This is a genomic window from Pseudomonas putida, assembly GCF_001636055.1.
Lineage (GTDB): Bacteria > Pseudomonadota > Gammaproteobacteria > Pseudomonadales > Pseudomonadaceae > Aquipseudomonas > Aquipseudomonas machongensis.
In genome coordinates, this window is record NZ_CP011789.1 from 3,196,931 (window position 1) to 3,212,706 (window position 15,776).

The 15,776-nt window shown below is 62.5% G+C and carries 17 protein-coding genes; 9 read left to right on the forward strand and 8 right to left on the reverse strand.

Translation table 11 applies throughout. The annotated features are described in order from the left end of the window. Window positions 1-2 precede the first annotated feature (2 nt). On the forward strand, window positions 3-1,388 hold the full coding sequence (locus AB688_RS14185) for an aspartate aminotransferase family protein (RefSeq protein ID WP_063544851.1): 1,386 nt from the start codon (window positions 3-5) through the stop codon (window positions 1,386-1,388). 163 nt (window positions 1,389-1,551) lie between these two features. On the opposite strand, the gene AB688_RS14190 is transcribed toward AB688_RS14185, so the two are convergent. The 6 genes from AB688_RS14190 to AB688_RS14215 form a co-directional block, all read right to left on the reverse strand. Next, window positions 1,552-2,460: an AraC family transcriptional regulator gene (locus AB688_RS14190; RefSeq protein ID WP_196759903.1), complete on the reverse strand. Its 909-nt coding sequence runs from the start codon at window positions 2,458-2,460 to the stop codon at window positions 1,552-1,554. A 52-nt stretch (window positions 2,461-2,512) separates the two neighbouring features. Beyond that, window positions 2,513-3,346: an oxidoreductase gene (locus AB688_RS14195; protein ID WP_063544852.1), complete on the reverse strand. Its 834-nt coding sequence runs from the start codon at window positions 3,344-3,346 to the stop codon at window positions 2,513-2,515. 253 nt (window positions 3,347-3,599) lie between these two features. After that, entirely contained in the window at window positions 3,600-4,370 is a 771-nt protein-coding gene (locus tag AB688_RS14200) for a MetQ/NlpA family ABC transporter substrate-binding protein (RefSeq protein ID WP_063544853.1), read from the reverse strand. A gap of 26 nt (window positions 4,371-4,396) precedes the next feature. After that, window positions 4,397-5,062, reverse strand: coding sequence for a methionine ABC transporter permease (locus AB688_RS14205; protein ID WP_054891369.1), 666 nt, complete (start codon window positions 5,060-5,062; stop codon window positions 4,397-4,399). Then, complete coding sequence (locus AB688_RS14210; RefSeq protein ID WP_063544854.1) at window positions 5,059-6,432, reverse strand: LLM class flavin-dependent oxidoreductase; 1,374 nt, start codon at window positions 6,430-6,432, stop codon at window positions 5,059-5,061. The genes AB688_RS14205 and AB688_RS14210 overlap by 4 nt, the downstream gene beginning before the upstream one ends. A 9-nt stretch (window positions 6,433-6,441) precedes the next feature. After that, complete coding sequence (locus AB688_RS14215; RefSeq protein ID WP_063544855.1) at window positions 6,442-7,665, reverse strand: SfnB family sulfur acquisition oxidoreductase; 1,224 nt, start codon at window positions 7,663-7,665, stop codon at window positions 6,442-6,444. Between the two features lie 314 nt (window positions 7,666-7,979). On the opposite strand from AB688_RS14215, the gene AB688_RS14220 reads away from it, so the two are divergent. Then, a complete protein-coding gene (locus AB688_RS14220; RefSeq protein WP_063544856.1) occupies window positions 7,980-8,786 on the forward strand; it encodes a hypothetical protein in 807 nt (268 codons plus the stop codon). Between the two features lie 84 nt (window positions 8,787-8,870). Continuing rightward, window positions 8,871-9,368, forward strand: a complete 498-nt coding sequence (locus tag AB688_RS14225) for a methylated-DNA--[protein]-cysteine S-methyltransferase (protein ID WP_063544857.1) — start codon at window positions 8,871-8,873, stop codon at window positions 9,366-9,368. Between the two features lie 4 nt (window positions 9,369-9,372). Here AB688_RS14225 and AB688_RS14230 read toward each other — a convergent pair whose 3' ends face one another. Both AB688_RS14230 and AB688_RS14235 read right to left on the reverse strand, forming a co-directional pair. Beyond that, the gene (locus AB688_RS14230; RefSeq protein WP_063544858.1) at window positions 9,373-9,615 is read right to left on the reverse strand and encodes a hypothetical protein; all 243 of its coding nucleotides are present in this window, start codon (window positions 9,613-9,615) and stop codon (window positions 9,373-9,375) included. A gap of 68 nt (window positions 9,616-9,683) precedes the next feature. Then, the gene (locus tag AB688_RS14235) at window positions 9,684-10,196 is read right to left on the reverse strand and encodes a DUF3016 domain-containing protein (protein WP_063544859.1); all 513 of its coding nucleotides are present in this window, start codon (window positions 10,194-10,196) and stop codon (window positions 9,684-9,686) included. A gap of 78 nt (window positions 10,197-10,274) precedes the next feature. On the opposite strand from AB688_RS14235, the gene AB688_RS14240 reads away from it, so the two are divergent. The 6 genes from AB688_RS14240 to AB688_RS27035 all read left to right on the forward strand — a co-directional run bounded on the left by AB688_RS14240 (window position 10,275) and on the right by AB688_RS27035 (window position 15,753). Then, entirely contained in the window at window positions 10,275-10,958 is a 684-nt protein-coding gene (locus AB688_RS14240) for a metallophosphoesterase (protein WP_063544860.1), read from the forward strand. A 119-nt stretch (window positions 10,959-11,077) separates the two neighbouring features. Next, on the forward strand, window positions 11,078-12,184 hold the full coding sequence (locus tag AB688_RS14245) for a polyamine ABC transporter substrate-binding protein (RefSeq protein ID WP_063544861.1): 1,107 nt from the start codon (window positions 11,078-11,080) through the stop codon (window positions 12,182-12,184). A 34-nt stretch (window positions 12,185-12,218) separates the two neighbouring features. Continuing rightward, window positions 12,219-13,631, forward strand: coding sequence for an aminotransferase (locus AB688_RS14250; protein ID WP_063544862.1), 1,413 nt, complete (start codon window positions 12,219-12,221; stop codon window positions 13,629-13,631). Continuing rightward, window positions 13,628-14,506, forward strand: coding sequence for a helix-turn-helix domain-containing protein (locus tag AB688_RS14255; RefSeq protein WP_063544863.1), 879 nt, complete (start codon window positions 13,628-13,630; stop codon window positions 14,504-14,506). Before AB688_RS14250 ends, AB688_RS14255 begins: the two co-directional genes overlap by 4 nt. 139 nt (window positions 14,507-14,645) lie before the next feature. After that, window positions 14,646-15,521: a DNA-binding protein gene (locus AB688_RS14260; protein ID WP_063544864.1), complete on the forward strand. Its 876-nt coding sequence runs from the start codon at window positions 14,646-14,648 to the stop codon at window positions 15,519-15,521. A gap of 61 nt (window positions 15,522-15,582) precedes the next feature. Next, window positions 15,583-15,753 (forward strand): DUF6021 family protein, encoded by a 171-nt coding sequence (locus tag AB688_RS27035; protein WP_177339335.1) that lies wholly within the window; start codon window positions 15,583-15,585, stop codon window positions 15,751-15,753. Window positions 15,754-15,776: the final 23 nt, after the last annotated feature.

Here is a 15,776-nt window from a genome sequence, read left to right on the forward strand (position 1 = left end):
CCATGAATCAAGAATTCGACCCGTTGTTCGAACAAGACCGTGCCCACTTCATGCACCCCTCCACCCACGCCCACGACCATGCCAGCGGTGCGCTCAAGGGGCGCATCATCACGGGCGCTTCGGGCATCCGCATCCGCGACCACGAAGGGCGCGAATTGATCGACGCCTTTGCCGGCCTGTATTGCGTCAACATCGGCTACGGCCGCACCGAAGTGGCGGACGCCATCTACAAGCAGGCCAAGGAGTTGGCGTACTACCACACCTACGTGGGCCACTCGACCGAGGCGATCATCGAACTGTCGAGCCGCATCATCGACTGGGCGCCGGAAGGGATGAAAAAGGTCTATTACGGCCTCTCCGGTTCCGACGCCAACGAAACCCAGATCAAACTGGTGCGTTACTACAACAACGTGCGAGGTCGGCCGCTGAAGAAGAAAATCATCTCTCGTGACCGTGGTTATCATGGCTCGGGCATCATGACCGGCAGCCTGACCGGCCTGCCGAGCTTCCATCAGCATTTCGACCTGCCGGCCGAGGGCATCAAGCACACCGTGTGCCCACACTGGTACCGCAAGGCACCCACCGGCATGGATGAAACGGCCTTTGTGCGTTACTGCGCCGACGAGCTGGAAAAGATGATTCTGGCCGAAGGCCCGGACACCGTGGCCGCGTTCATCGGCGAGCCATTGATGGGCACCGGTGGCATCATCGTTCCTCCGGCAGGCTACTGGGCGGCGATTCAGGCGGTGCTGAACAAATACGACGTGCTGCTGATCGCCGACGAAGTGGTCTGCGCCTTCGGTCGCCTGGGGGCGAAGATGGGCAGCCAGCGTTATGGCATGCGTCCGGACCTGATCACCACGGCCAAAGGCCTGACCAGCGCCTATGCGCCGCTTTCGGCGGTGATCGTCGGCGAAAAAGTCTGGGATGTGATCGAGAAAGCCTCCGAGTCCCACGGCCCGATGGGGCATGGCTGGACCTACTCCGGGCATCCGATTTGTGCGGCGGCGGCCCTGGCCAACCTCGACATCCTGGAGCGGGAAAACCTCACGGCCAACGCCGACAAGGTGGGTGCCTATCTCAACCGGCGGATGCGCGAAACCCTGGAAGGTCATCCGTTGGTGGGTGAAGTGCGCGGCGACGGCATGCTCGTGGCCGTCGAATTCATGGCCGACCGTGAGCAGCGCACGCCCTTCGATGCGGCCTTGAAGGTCGGCCCGAAAGTCTCGGCAGCCTGCCTTGAGCACGGCATGATCGCCCGGGCTATGCCCCATGGCGACATCCTCGGCTTCGCCCCGCCATTGATTCTCACCGAGGCTGAAGCGGACTTGATTGTGAACATCACCAAGGGTGCCGTTGATCAAGTGGCCAATGAGCTGTTGGGCTGAATCCTAGGGTGAACATACAAACCCGCCCATTCAGTGATGGGCGGGTTTTTTTCGCGCGTCGAGATAAGGGGGCGGGGAGATGATGTGGGTGCTATAGGTTTCGACGAGATTCACAATTTTGTGCGCTTCCTGCTGGAAGGACCTGCTTTTAGTAGCGTCTTGCTCAATGGGACGAAACATACACCGGTGAGCCAGTGGGGGCGGGCAGTGCATAGGTTGCCTTCATCCAGTCGATCTCGGCCTGGGGCGTACGGCCGAAGAAGCGCTTGAACTCGCGGCTGAACTGCGAGGGGCTCTCGTAGCCGACGCTGAAGGCGGCTGCCGATGCGCTCAAGGCATCGTGCAACATCAGCAGACGTGCCTGGTGCAGGCGGGCCGACTTCAGGTACTGCATGGGCGAAGTGTTGGTCACGCTACGAAAGTGCCGATGGAAACTGGGCACGCTCATGCTGGCCTCGCGGGCCAACGACTCTACGTCCAGATGCTCCCGGTAGCGGCTGTGAATGGTGCGCAGGGCGCGGGTCACCTTGGCGAAATGGCCGTGCCTACCCAACGCCGCCCGCAGCGAGCCGCCCTGTGCGCCAGAGAGGATGCGGTAGTAGATTTCACGCACCAGCGCCGGGCCGAGGATCTGTGCGTCGCTGGGGACGGTCATGGCTTCAAGAAAGCGCAGAGTCGTGGCCTGCAGGGCATCGTCCATGGGAGAGGCGTACATGCCCTGCGGCGGTTCGCTGCTGCTGCCCAGCAGTTCATCCACTTGCAGGGTCAGCTCGCTGGCCAGCTGCAGGTCCAGGCGTATGTAGATGGCCAGCATCGGCTCGCGTTCGCTGGCATCGGTTTCCATGGTGAAGGGCACGGGAACAGACACCACCAGGTAGTGCCGAGCGTCGTACACATATACCTGGTCACCCAGGTAGCCGCGCTTGCAGCCTTGGCAGAGGATGACGATGCCGGGCTCGTAGAGCACCGGCACATGGCTCAGCGGCCGGTTCGAGCGCAGGAAGCGCACGTCTTGCAGCGCGCTGAGGTTATAGCCTTCCACCGGCGCGAGCTGCGTGAGCAACTGCACCATGCGCGCGCTGCGGGTGTCGGTCCGTGTCACTGCCCGGTCCTCTGCCTGGCGCTCAACCATCGGTCGAGCAGGTCAGGTCTTGCCATTGATCGATCTCCTTGCTCATGCGCTGCAGCTTGTCGCGCACCAGGCCCAGTGCGTCGCTGCCCAGCAACAGGTGGTCGGGCGGGCTGGGGCTGGCGATGACCTGCAGGATCGCCTGGGCGGCCTTGCGCGGATCGCCCAACTGCTTGCCGCTCTTGTCCTGGCGCGCCTTGCGAATCGGGTCGAAGCTCTGGTCATAGTCGGCGATGCTGCGCGGCGAACGCTGCATGGAGCGACCGGCCCAGTCGGTACGGAACGAGCCCGGCGCCACTGCGGTAACGGCGATGCCAAACGGGCGAAGTTCCTGGCTCAGGGTATCGGAAATGCCTTCCAGAGCGAACTTGCTGGAGCAATAGTAGGCGATGCCCGGCATCGTGATGGTGCCGCCCATGGAGGTGATGTTGATGATGTGCCCGGCCCGGCGCTCGCGAAAATACGGCACGAAGGCCTTGGTGATGGCCACGGCGCCAAACACGTTGACCTCGAACTGGCGGCGCATCTCCTCCAGTGGCGATTCCTCGAAGATGCCTTCGTGGTCGTAGCCTGCGTTGTTCACCAACACATCGATGGGGCCGTGAAGCGCCTGCACCTGTGCAACCACCGCGTCTATGCGGGCGAAGTCGGTGACATCGAGGATCACCGCGTGGGCGCGTTCGCTGTCCAGGGTCTGAAATGCCGTCAGCGCGCTGTCGCTGCGCACAGTGCCGATGACGCGATGGCCGGCAGCGAGCGCCGCCTGGGCCAAGGCACTGCCAAAACCACTGCTGACGCCGGTAATAAAGAGAGTCTTGCTGTCACTCATGATCGCGATCCTGTGTGTGGAGTACGCGAGCATGCTAGGTGGATTGGCTGATCGTCCCTATGCCGGGGGCTCTTGAAACCTTGCCCATTTCTATCAGAAGCGAGCGTGGTCATCCCGTGAGGGATGCTGCAGGCAAAGAAAAGCCCGCTGGGGAGGGCGGGCGAAGTATTTCACGGATGTGGCTTTACCTTGCCAAGCCCCAGGTGAAAATCTCGTGAAGATAATGTCGAAAAGAGCTTCAGGTCATGAACACTCAGAAACCGGGGGCGATCTGCCCTTTGTAGCGGGTCAGGATGAATTGACGCACTTCAGGGGAGTTCAGCGCCTTGGCCAGTTTCTGGATGCCGGGATCCTGCAGATTGTCCGGACGCGCCACGAGGTATTCCACGTACAGATCCTTGCCTTTTTCGACGATCAGCGCGCTGCTGGTATCGATACCTGCCTCCAGCGCGTAGTTGGCGAACACGAATGCCAGGTCCACCTGTTTCACCGAGCGCGCCAGCATTGCCCCTTCCAGCTCACGGATCTTCAACTTGTGCGGGTTGGCGACGATGTCGCGCTGGGTCGACTGTGGGTTGCTGGGGGCCTTGAGTTCAATCAGCCCGGCCTCGGCCAGCAGTACCAGGGCACGACCGGTGTTCACCGGGTCATTGGGAATGGCCACGCTGGCACCGTCCGGCAGCTCCGCGAGGCTCTTGTACTTGGCCGAATAAGCACCGAACGGCTCGATGTGCACACCGACCACCGGGACCAGGTCGGTGTGTCGAGTCTTGTTGAAGTCGGCGAGGAAGGGACGGTACTGGTAGTAGTTGGCGTCCAGGTTCTTCTGCGCAAGCTGCAGGTTGGGCTGGATGAAGTCATTGAACACCTTGATGTCCAGGTCGACACCTTCCTTGGCCAGTACCGGTTTTACGAACTCGAGGATCTCGGCGTGGGGAACGGGGGTGGCACCGACGACCAGGTGCTCGTTGGCCTGCACGTTGAGGGCGATGACCGCAGCCAGGGTGGCGAGGATTTTTTTCATGGGAATGCTCCGAAAAAGGTCGGGAATCAGCGTCGGGTGAAATGTCTGACGAGGCGATCGCCACTCATCTGCAACGCCTGCACCAGCAGGATCAACAGCAGTACGGTGACGACCATCACATCGGTCTGGAAGCGTTGGTAACCAAAACGGATGGCCAGGTCGCCCAGGCCGCCGCCACCGATCACACCGGCCATTGCCGTGTAGTCGACCAGCACGATGGCGGTGACGGTGACGGCAGCGATCAGCCCGGTACGGGCTTCGGGCAGCAAGGTGTGGCGGATGATCTGCCAGGTGCTGCCACCCATGGCCTGGGTGGCCTCGACCACGCCACGGTCGACTTCGCGCAGGGCGGTCTCCACCAGGCGCGCGAAGAACGGCGTACAGCCCACCACCAGTGGTGGAATGGTGCCGCGCACACCGAGTGAGGTGCCGACAACCAAGGTGGTCAGGGGTATCAGCACGATCAGCAGAATGATGAATGGCAACGAGCGCAGCACGTTGACCACGGCCGACATGGCCCGATAGGCCGGCGCATTGGCCAGCAGCTGGCGTTGTCCGGTGAGAAACAGCAGCACCCCCAACGGCAGCCCCAGCGCTACGGTGAAGCCCAGCGCGGCGCCGAGCATGCTCAGGGTCTCGAGGCAGGCGAGGCCGATTTCACTCCAGTCCAGGTTGGCCAACAGTGCATTCATCGCCCACGCTCCTGGCGCAACGCAGCCACCGGATGGGGCGCACGCAGGCGATCACCTTGGCCGAACAGCTTGTTGCGCAGGCTGCCTTCGGCGTACTCGCGCTTGAACAGGCCGCGAGCCTGCAGTTCCGGAACCAACAGATCGACCACGGCAACGAAGGTTTCCGGCACGACCACGCTGGACAGGTTGAAGCCGTCCACGTCGGTCTCTTCGACCCAGGCCTGCAACTGATCGGCGACGGTCGAGGGCGATCCGACCAGCAGCGGGCCGTCGCCACCCAGGCAGCAGTATTCGGCGATCTCGGCAACGGTCCAGGTCCGCGTCGGGTCGGCGCGGGTGAAGCCCTCGACCACCGACTGGATGGCTTCGCTGGGCACCTCGCGAAGAATCTGGTCGGGGCTGTAGGCAGCGAAATCGATGCCGGTCCAGCCCGACATCAGCGAGAGCGAGCCGCTGGCACTGGCGTACTCGCGGTACTCGCGCAGACGGGCCTGCGCGGCCTCGTCGGTTTCAGCGACGATCACCGTGAGCTGTTCGAGGATCAGGATGTCGGAGCCCTTGCGCCCGGCGGCGACCGCGGCGGCACGTAGATCGCTCACCTGCTTCTTCAGCACGGTCTTGCTCGGTGCGGCAACGAACACGCATTCGGCGTTGGCTGCGGCAAAGGCCCGTCCTCGGCTGGATGCCCCTGCCTGGTAGAGCACCGGCGTGCGCTGTGGCGACGGGGCGCTGAGGTGGAAACCCGGGACCTTGAAGTAGGTGCCGTCATGCTCGATGCCGTGGACTCTGCTCGGGTCGGTGTAGACACCGCTGGTACGATCGGCGCGCACGGCATCCTCTTCCCAGCTGGTTTCCCAAAGCTTGTAGCAGACCTGCAGGTATTCCTCGGCCAGCGCGTAGCGCTGGTCATGGCTCAGTTGTTCGGGCTGGCCAAGGTTGCGTGCCCCGCTGGACAGGTAGGAGGTCACGATATTCCAGCCGGCACGGCCCTGGGTCAGGTGATCGAGGGTGCTCATGCGCCGGGCGAAGGGAAAGGGATGCTCGAACGACACCGAGGCGGTGACGCCAAACCCCAGGTGGCGGGTTGCTGCGGCCATCGCCGGTACCAATTGCAGCGGGTCGTTCAACGGTACCTGGGCGCCGCTGCGCAGCGCTTCGTCGGCATTGCCGCCGTAGACGTCATAGACACCCAGCACATCGGCGAGGAACAGGCCGTCGATAAAGCCGCGCTCGAGGGTCTGGGCCAGTTCGATCCAGTAGTGGATATCGGTGTAACGCGTCGCCTGGTCGCGCGGATGGCGCCACAGCCCAGGCGACAGATGCCCGACCGTGTTCATGGCGAAGGCATTGAGACGGATCTGCTTGGTCATGGTGCGGCCTCAGTTCCAGTCGTGGCGCGTGGGACGGATACCGTTCAGGGCCCAGTTGCCGACCAAGTGGTACTTCCAGCGCACGGGATCGTGCAGGGTATGCACCCGGGCATTGCGCCAGTGCCGGTCAAAGTTGTGCTGCAGCAACGAGGAGCGGGTCCCGCCCAGTTCGAACAGGCGATTGCTGGCCTCGATCGACACCTCCGTGGTCAGCACCTTGGCCTTGGCCACCGCCACCGAGGCAGCGGCGACGTTGTCTTCGTTCGGCGCAGGCTTGGCGGCATCCAGCACCTTGCCGGCGCGTTCGAGCAGGGCCTCGGCGGCCTCCTGGCGGATCTCCAGGGAGCCGATCTGAATGATGGTGAGCGGATCCTCGCTGGCCTTTTCAACACCGGCATCGATCCACGGACGGGCATGGTCGCGTACGAAGGCAATGGTGTCGTCCAGCGCCGCGCGGCCGATACCGGCGTCAATCGCCGCAGTGGTCAGTTGGGCGAAGGGCCCGGCGAGGGTAGGGTGCTCGTAGGAGCGGTAGCTGGGGAACAGGTTGAATGCGGGCACGCGCAATCCGTCCAGCAGCACGGTGCCGCTGGAGGTGGTGCGCTGGCCCATGCTGTTCCAGTCGTCGACGACCACCAGCCCAGGAGTGCCACGTGGCACAAAGGCCAATTGCGCCCGGTCCAGTTCGTCCAGGGCCAGGACGCCGATCCAGTGGGCATAGAGCGAGCCGGTGCAGTAGCCCTTGCGGCCGTCGATGCGGTAGCCGTCGGCTTCGGCAACCAGGCGGGTCCGGATGTCCTGGACGGTCTTGCCACCGGTTTCCGACAGTGCATTGGCAAAACGATGGCCTTTGAGCACCAAGTCGAAGAAGAAGCGCCGCTGCTCTTCGGTGCCTTGCAGGCGGATGTCTTCTAGCAGGCAGTAGTGGTTTTGTGGAATCTGGCCAAGCGAAGGGTCGGCGGCCGAGACGATGGCGATCACCTGCGCCAGGGTGGCGAAGGACACTTCGGCACCTCCGTAGGCACGTGGCACGGTGATGCCCCACAGACCGCTGTTGGAATAGGCATCGACCACATCGGCAGGGACTTCTCGGCGTCGGTCACGCTCGGCAGCGCCTTCGCGCAGCAGCACGGCGATCTGGTGGGCAACGGCGATGGCTTCGGCATCGTCGCGGATGACATGGGCATCCGGCTGGCGGATGTCGTAGGAGGCTGAGACGGCAGGCGTGGACATGGGTTCCTCGGGAAACTGTGCGTGTACACAGCTCACCGGAGCAGAAACCGTGCCAGTGGATTTATTTCAATAAAATCAGTGGCTTGACTTTGTTTTTTACAGAAGGTGTCGCCCTTTGGGCAATCAACTGTTGGCCAGGTGTTGCTGGTCAGACAGTTGCCAGGGAAACATATCGCCGTGCATGCCGACCCGCGCTGCAGCTTCGCTTGCCTACAACATTCATCCCATCTGGCCTGTGTAAGGGTTATGTAAAAAACCGTTTAAGAATTGTGAACAACTGTATTCTGAAACGACCTACACCATTGGCCAGACCCATGAACCAACTTCCGTCGCAGTCAGAGGCTGCACGCGGGGCGTTCTCCAGCTTTGAGGCGTGTCGCAATACCCAGAAAGGCCCTGTGGTGATCCTGGCGTCAGGTGCGTCAGCGAAAGATTTTCCGCTCGAAGATTTTGCCAGCGTCCCGATCATCGCCATGAATGGCTCCATTTCGATGCTGGTGGGCACGGATGTGCGTCCGTTCTTCTACATTTGCACCGACAAGGATTTCTGCAACCAGCAACCCGAGCTTTTTGCCACGGCATTGCACAGCAGTCCGCGGCTGGCGCTGTGGCCGGAGCAGTTCGATCTGTTCGACCTGCCTGAGGACACCGAGCGCTACCCGCTGCTCAAGGCCCTGGACCCGACGTTCAGCGAATGGCTGGGGCGCGGCGATGGACGCTATGCGCGAAACCGCACGCTGTGGAGCAAGCGGGCGCGTTCGATCGGTTTCAGCAGGAACCTGTCGTACGGGTTCTTCGATGCCCGGACCGTGGCTTTTGTGGCCCTGCAACTGGCCTACCACCTGGGCTTCGATGACGTGCTACTGGTCGGCGTGGATCTGAACCAGTCGGCAGGGCGCTTTTATGAGACCAACGGCGGCAAGCGCTCGCCCTGCGGTCTCGACCAGCATTGGGAAAGCCGTATCCTCCCGTCACTGACCCTGATGGCGCATCAAGTGGTGGGTGAGCGTTTCCGCGTTCATAACCTCTCGACCCGCTCACGCATCCCCCCGGCATTGATCCCCAGGATCGACCTGCAGCAGGCCCGCACCCTCGCGGCGCGTGCGACGGCCGCGGCGTGAGCATTGCACGTCAAGAAAGCGGATGCAGCGCTAGCACGCGATCGGTAGAGTGCCGGGGTCGTCAGCCAGCATCAGGATCTGCCCATGTCGAGCGCTTTCACCCTCATGTCATCGCCAGTCGGCACCCTGACACTGGTCGCCCGTGGCGAGTGCCTGGCCGCCGTGCTATGGGAAGAGGAGCGTGCCAATCGGGTGCGCCTTGGCGAACTGCACCGTGATGACCAGGTGCCCGTACTGCGGGAAGCTGCCCGTCAGTTAGGCGAGTATTTCGCCGGCCAGCGCCAGCGCTTCGAGCTGCCGCTGGACTTCGATGGCACGGAATTCCAGCGCCAGGTCTGGGAGGCGCTGCTGACCATTCCTTTCGGCCAGACTCGCAGCTACAGCGATATCGCCCGACAGATCGGCAACCCCACGGCAGTGCGTGCGGTAGGGGCAGCCAATGGGCGCAACCCGATCTCGATCATCGCACCCTGCCATCGGGTGATCGGTGCCTCGGGCAGCCTGACAGGCTTTGCTGGCGGCTTGCCGGCAAAGCAGTATCTGCTGGCGCTCGAGGGCAGGCAGAGCCTGTCGCTGTTCTGAGCGCTCAGCTCAACCACCACGCCAACGCGCACAGCACCAGCGCGAGTACCGAGCCTGCGAACAGGCTGTAGTGCCGCTGCGCCCGTCGGGCATGGCGTTCGACCTCACGCAGGTATTGGCCGGGTGTCGGTGCATCCGGGCGATGGCGCAACCCTTCGGCGATGTCTGCCAGCCTGCCGCGAATCAGCAAGCCAACCAGGTAGTAGCAGGAGGCATAGCTGGCGAATGCCAGCAGCAGGTACTTCACGGGGATCCTTCCTTGGGTGATACAAAGGGAGAGGATACCCTCAGCCGCTCGCCGTTAACCAGCAAAACTCAGGACGCCGGCCGTGCAGCGAAACGCTGGCGGAACCAGTCATCGAGCATGGCCTTCTCGGCATACAGGCGATCGCTGCTGCCCACGCGGCCCGGGCGGCTCAGGTACATCTTGTCGCTGACGCGTTCCTCGGCCTTGCGCTCGGGCTGGCCGGGTTGAACGAGGGTGTAGCTCAGGTCGATGGTCGGCCAGGTGATTTCGCGCATGAAACGTACGTTGTAGGCCTGACTATTCCAGGGTTCGTAGCGGCCGGCCAGATCGATGTCGCGGATGTCGATGTGTACTCGCTGACCAGGCTGAAGGTAGCGCTGGCCAAGTTTTTCCAGGTGCCGGGTGAGTGCCTTCATCACTTCTGGGTCGGCGCCGCGCTCATAGCCGGGGCTGTTCAGGCTGGCATCGCGGAATTTTTCCGGGTGATCGAAGCTGACCTGGACCTGCGCGGGCGGGATGCCTTGTGCCATGCTGTCGTATGCCAGCACCATCAGTGCAGCGCAGGCGAGGGTAGAGCGCATGATGCATCTCCGCGTTAGGATCGTCGTTGTCGCGCCATTCTACGCCTGGTGCCGGCGACACAGCAGAGGAATGATGTAATGGCGCGTTTTCGGCAGCTAGCTGCCAACGACAAAGGGCGCGACTTGGCGATCGGCGATATCCACGGGCACTTCCAACGCCTGCAGGCCGCGCTCGAGCAGGCGGCATTCGATCCCGAGGTCGATCGGCTGTTCAGTGTCGGTGACCTGGTCGACCGGGGCCCGGCCAGCGAAGAGGCCCTGAACTGGTTGGCGCAACCCTGGTTTCATGCCGTGCAGGGCAATCATGAAGCATTGGCCATCAGCCACTATCGCGGTGGCCGTGTTGATCTGGACATGTACCGTGCGGCTGGCGGGGGCTGGTTTCTCGACTTGCCCAAGGCTGAGCAGGCGCGCTTCGTCGAGCAGTTCGAACGCCTGCCGGTCGCGCTCGAAGTAGAGACTGCCCACGGCTTGGTCGGCATGCTGCATGCAGACAGTCCGTTCGCCGACTGGGCTGAGCTGCGCGCCTGCCTGCAGACGAGGGACGACCCTGCCGTGCGCGAGGTCTGCCAATGGTCGCGCCGGCGCCTGAAGAGCGGCGATAGCCAACCCATCCAGGGGCTGCGTGCGCTGCTGGTCGGCCACACCCCGGTGCTCACGCACAAGGTATTGGGCAACGTATGGCACCTGGATACCGGTGGCTGGAGCAGCGGTTTTTTCAGCCTGCTGGATATCGGCACGCTGACGCTGATCAACCAGTGACACATCTGCGACCTTCCCAAAAACGACCACCCACACATTCGGGGTATGTCTGCAGCCAGCCAGACCTCCCATAGTGACCCCATCGGCTCAATCCGGAGCAGTCACACGATGGAGTTGCTATGCGCAAGGCACTGAAGGTGATTGGCGGTCTGCTGCTGGTGTCCTCGACGGCACTGGTGCAGGCAGCGGCAGAGGGGGACAGCAGCAACACGCTCAGGCTGTACAACTGGACTGACTACATCGGTGAAACCACCTTGGCCGACTTCGAAAAGGCCACCGGCATCAAAGTGGTTTACGACACCTTCGATGGCTATGAAACGGTCCAGACCAAACTGCTCACCGGCCGCTCCGGCTACGACCTGGTCATGCTCAATGCGTCGCTGGTGCCACCGCTGATCCAGGCCGGTGTGTTCCAGGCCCTGGACAAACAGCAACTGCCCAGTTGGCACAACCTCGACGAGCAGGTGGTCAGCAACCTGCAAGGTTACGACCCTGGCCTGAAGTACTCGGCGCCCTACACCTGGGGCAGCTCCGGCGTTACCTACAACGTCGACAAGATCAAGGCGCGCATGCCCGACGCACCGATCGGCTCGCTGGCCATGTTGTTCGACCCTGCCATTGTTTCGCGCTTCGCCGATTGCGGGGTGACTTTGATGGACGCCCCCACCGAAGTGATTCCACTGGCCCTGCAGTACCTGGGCAAGGATCCGCGCAGCGCCGCACCGGCAGATCTCAAGGCCGCCGAGCAGCTACTGCTGGGCATCCGCCCCTATATCCGCAAGTTCGACTCGGTCAACTACCTGACCAGCCTGCCCAACGGCGACGTGTGCCTGGCCTTGACCTGGTCGGGCGACTACGCCACCGCCCAGGCGCGTGCGGTGGAGGCGAAGAAGGCTATCAAGCTGGCGTTCTTCATTCCCAAGGAAGGCTCGCTGATCTGGTTCGACAACCTCTACATCCCCAAGGACGCGCCGCACGCCAGCAACGCCCATCGCTTCATCGAGTTCCTGCTGCAGCCACAGACCATGGCCAAGGTGACCAACTTCATCCACTACGCCAACAGCAATGCCGCGGCCACCGCCCTGGTAAAGGCCGATATCCGCCAGGACCCGGCGATCTACCCGGACGCCCAGACCCGCGAACGGCTGTTCGCGCAAAAGACCCAGACACCCAAGGACATGCGTGCGATCACGCGGGTCTGGAGCACGGTCAAGACCGGATTCTGAACATTTTCGAACGATCCTCGCCAAGGAGCTGCCCATGGCCACCTCAAACAACGCATTCGCTATCGTCCACGATCCATTGGTGGAAGCCGACAAGGCCCATTACATGCACGGTTACCATATGTTCGACGAGCATCGCGAACAGGGCGCGCTGAACATCACCGAAGGCGAAGGCGCCTATATCCGCGATACCCAAGGCAACCGCTTCCTCGATGCCGTTGGCGGCATGTGGTGCACCAACATTGGCCTGGGGCGCGAGGAAATGGCCTTGGCCATTGCCGACCAGGTGCGCAAGCTTGCCTATTCGAACCCGTTCTCGGACATGGCCAACGACGTGGCCATCGAGCTCTGCCGCAAGCTTGCGCAACTGGCACCGGGCGACCTGGACCATGTCTTCCTCACCACAGGCGGCTCGACTGCCGTGGACACCGCCTACCGACTGATCCAGTACTACCAGAACTGCCGCGGCAAGCCGGGCAAGAAACACATCATCGCCCGCTATAACGCCTACCACGGCTCGACCACCCTGACCATGCAGATCGGCAACAAGGCTGCCGACCGGGTACCTGAGTTCGACTATGCCCACGACCTGATCCACCACATCTCCAACCCCAACCCGTACCGCGCCCCGGACAACATGGACGAAGCCGAATTCCTCGACTTTCTGGTCGCCGAGTTCGAGGACAAGATTCTCTCCCTGGGGGCCGACAACGTCGCAGCCTTCTTCGCCGAACCTATCATGGGCTCGGGCGGGGTGATCATCCCGCCCGAGGGGTACTTCGCGCGCATGTGGCAGCTGTGCCAGACCTACGACATCCTGTTCGTCGCCGACGAAGTAGTGACCTCGTTCGGACGCCTGGGCACCTTCTTCGCCAGCGAAGAGCTGTTCGGTGTCACCCCGGATATCATCACCACGGCCAAGGGCCTGACGTCCGCCTACCTGCCACTGGGTGCGTGCATCTTCTCCGAGCGTATCTGGCAGGTGATCGCCGAGCCGGGCAAGGGGCGTTGCTTCACCCACGGGTTCACCTACAGCGGCCATCCAGTGTGCTGTACCGCGGCGCTGAAGAACATCGAGATCATCGAGCGGGAAAGCTTGCTGGAACACGTCAAGGATGTTGGCAGCTACCTGGAACAACGCCTGCAGAGCCTGCGCGATCTGCCGCTGGTAGGCGATGTGCGCTGCATGAAGCTGATGGCCTGCGTCGAATTCGTCGCCGACAAGGCGAGCAAGGCACTGTTCGACGATGTGATCAATATTGGTGAGCGCATCCACAGCAAGGCCCAGGCCAGGGGTTTGCTGGTGCGGCCGATCATGCACCTGAACGTGATGTCGCCGCCGCTGATCGTCACCCGCGCCCAGGTCGACGAGATCGTCGAAACCCTGCGCCAGTGCATCCTCGAAACCGCGCGCGAGCTTGCTGCGCAAGGGTTGTATCAAGGGCGATGAGCAGCCTGCAACGGGCTGTGCGTGGGCGTGCCCGGCAGGCTAGACTGCCGGGCATGACCCAGGCCTCTCCCGACACACCGCTCACCCTCACTCTCGGCGCGCTGCAACAGTGGCATGCGGCGTTGCAAGGTGCGTTGTCCCATAGCGAATCACCACAGGCCCTGCAGCATCTGGCCAAGGCGCTGGGCCAACTGGTGGCGGTGGAGTCGATGATGATCAGCGTCGAAAGCCAGGGGCAGGCGCCGCGGCTGTTGTACCAGCAGGGTATTCCCGATGCCCATCGCGACGCCGTGCTCAACCGCTACTTTGCGGCCGGCTACCTGCTCGATCCGTTCTGCCTGGCGGTGCAGAGCGGGCTGGCCGAAGGTTTCTATCACTTGCAGGACATCGCGCCGGACAACTTCTTCGACAGTGACTACTACAAGGCTTACTACCTGGGCACTGGCTGCAGCGAAGACAGCTATTACATCACCGACCTCAGCGATGGCCGCAAGCTTTCTCTGAGCCTGTTCCAGGGCTGCAGCGGCACACGGCTGAGCGCGCAACAGATCGACCTGTTGCGCGCGGTCGAACCCATGGTGCGCGAACTGCTGGGGCGCTATGCACGGTACAACCTCGAACCAGGTTCGGCGCCGCTGGAGCACGCAAGTCTGCAGGCTGCGTTCGACAGCTTCGGCTGCCAGGTGCTGACTGATCGCGAGCGTGAGGTTGCACACATGATCCTGCGTGGCCATTCGGTGAAGTCAACGGCACAGGACCTCGGCATTTCGCCGGAGACCGTACGCATGCACCGCAAGAATCTCTATCTGAAGCTGGGTATCAATTCGCAATCGGAGCTGTTCGCGCGCTTCATCGACTGGCTGCGCCAGGGCTAAGGCCAATCCGAGTACCTGGTTCCTGGGAGCTCCTACCCTCAACACATTTCGTACAGAGCCCAAGAATCTGCTGGGAAAAGCTACATTTATGGTATGTAATTACGGGCTACATACCACGGTACGAAATCTAGGAGCGAACATGGCCCGCGGCGGCATCGACAAGGCGGCAGTACAGCAGGCACGGCAGGCGCTGATCGCCCGGGGCGAGCATCCGAGTATTGATGCAGTACGTATCGAATTGGGTAACACCGGTTCGAAAACCACCATTCATCGCTACATGCGCGAGCTCGAAGCGCTGCAACCGCTGGCTGACAAGCGTTCACCGGCCCTCAGCGACACGCTGGGGCGTTTCGTTGGCCAACTGGCCGAGCAGTTGCGCGAGGAAGCAGAGGCCCGTATTCGCGACGCGCAGGCGGTGTTCGATGAACAGCGCGGCCAATTGCAGGTGCAGTTGCAACTTGCCCAGCAAGCACTCGCGGCTGCTCACCAGCAACAACAGATTCAGGTCAGCGCCCTTGCGGCCGAGTCGGAAAAGCTCGAGACAGCGCTGAGCACTCTGCAGGCCGAGCAACTGCGCAGCGCCAGCCTCAACCAGTCCCTGGGCGAACTGCGGCTCAGGCTGACCGACAAGGACGAGCAGTTGCAGCAGACGCAAGGGGAATTGCGTCAGTTGCAGCAGGACGCGATCGCCCGCCAGGAAGAACTGACACACCTGCACCGTGAGAATGAGCGCCTGCTGACCGAAAACCGACAGGCCAGCGCCCAGCACAAACAACTCGACGAACAATTGGAGCAGCGCGATGCCCAGGTTCAAGGGCTGCGCTCGATCCTGGCCCAGGCGCAGGGGGCGAGCGAGGAGGTACGTCGGCAGTTGGACAGCGAGCGTCAGGCGCTGGTGGGTCAGCGTGACATCTGCGCCGAACATATGCGCCTGATCGAGCGCCTGCAGGATCGTCTGACACTTAGCGAGGCGCGCTGTGCGCAGCTCGAGACCTTCCAGGCAAAGGGCGCGTAGATAAATCAAACTTCGCCAGACCCGCGCTTTCTTCTGTAGACACCGTTACGGAGAACGCACCATGAGCGAACAGAAACGTCCCCACCCTGCGCAAGGGCCTCACTCCTCCGACAAGGCGTCCAGCAAGCAGGACCTGGGTTTTGATCCGGACTCTCCTGACCTGGAGGATCCGCAAGTCGACCCGCAAGGTCCGGCAAAGCCACCTCGCGATCACGAAAAGAAAGGTAAGTAACCGAGTCATGATCCCTCGGGCGT

Bases quoted from the DNA above. Each gene is read 5' to 3' on its own strand.
- AB688_RS14185 (WP_063544851.1), top strand. From the start codon at position 3: ATGAATCAAGAATTCGACCCGTTGTTCGAACAAGACCGTGCCCACTTC.
- AB688_RS14190 (WP_196759903.1), bottom strand. From the start codon at position 2,460: ATGGTGCAGTTGCTCACGCAGCTCGCGCCGGTGGAAGGCTATAACCTC.
- AB688_RS14195 (WP_063544852.1), bottom strand. From the start codon at position 3,346: ATGAGTGACAGCAAGACTCTCTTTATTACCGGCGTCAGCAGTGGTTTT.
- AB688_RS14200 (WP_063544853.1), bottom strand. From the start codon at position 4,370: ATGAAAAAAATCCTCGCCACCCTGGCTGCGGTCATCGCCCTCAACGTG.
- AB688_RS14205 (WP_054891369.1), bottom strand. From the start codon at position 5,062: ATGAATGCACTGTTGGCCAACCTGGACTGGAGTGAAATCGGCCTCGCC.
- AB688_RS14210 (WP_063544854.1), bottom strand. From the start codon at position 6,432: ATGACCAAGCAGATCCGTCTCAATGCCTTCGCCATGAACACGGTCGGG.
- AB688_RS14215 (WP_063544855.1), bottom strand. From the start codon at position 7,665: ATGTCCACGCCTGCCGTCTCAGCCTCCTACGACATCCGCCAGCCGGAT.
- AB688_RS14220 (WP_063544856.1), top strand. From the start codon at position 7,980: ATGAACCAACTTCCGTCGCAGTCAGAGGCTGCACGCGGGGCGTTCTCC.
- AB688_RS14225 (WP_063544857.1), top strand. From the start codon at position 8,871: ATGTCGAGCGCTTTCACCCTCATGTCATCGCCAGTCGGCACCCTGACA.
- AB688_RS14235 (WP_063544859.1), bottom strand. From the start codon at position 10,196: ATGCGCTCTACCCTCGCCTGCGCTGCACTGATGGTGCTGGCATACGAC.
- AB688_RS14240 (WP_063544860.1), top strand. From the start codon at position 10,275: ATGGCGCGTTTTCGGCAGCTAGCTGCCAACGACAAAGGGCGCGACTTG.
- AB688_RS14245 (WP_063544861.1), top strand. From the start codon at position 11,078: ATGCGCAAGGCACTGAAGGTGATTGGCGGTCTGCTGCTGGTGTCCTCG.
- AB688_RS14250 (WP_063544862.1), top strand. From the start codon at position 12,219: ATGGCCACCTCAAACAACGCATTCGCTATCGTCCACGATCCATTGGTG.
- AB688_RS14255 (WP_063544863.1), top strand. From the start codon at position 13,628: ATGAGCAGCCTGCAACGGGCTGTGCGTGGGCGTGCCCGGCAGGCTAGA.
- AB688_RS14260 (WP_063544864.1), top strand. From the start codon at position 14,646: ATGGCCCGCGGCGGCATCGACAAGGCGGCAGTACAGCAGGCACGGCAG.
- AB688_RS27035 (WP_177339335.1), top strand. From the start codon at position 15,583: ATGAGCGAACAGAAACGTCCCCACCCTGCGCAAGGGCCTCACTCCTCC.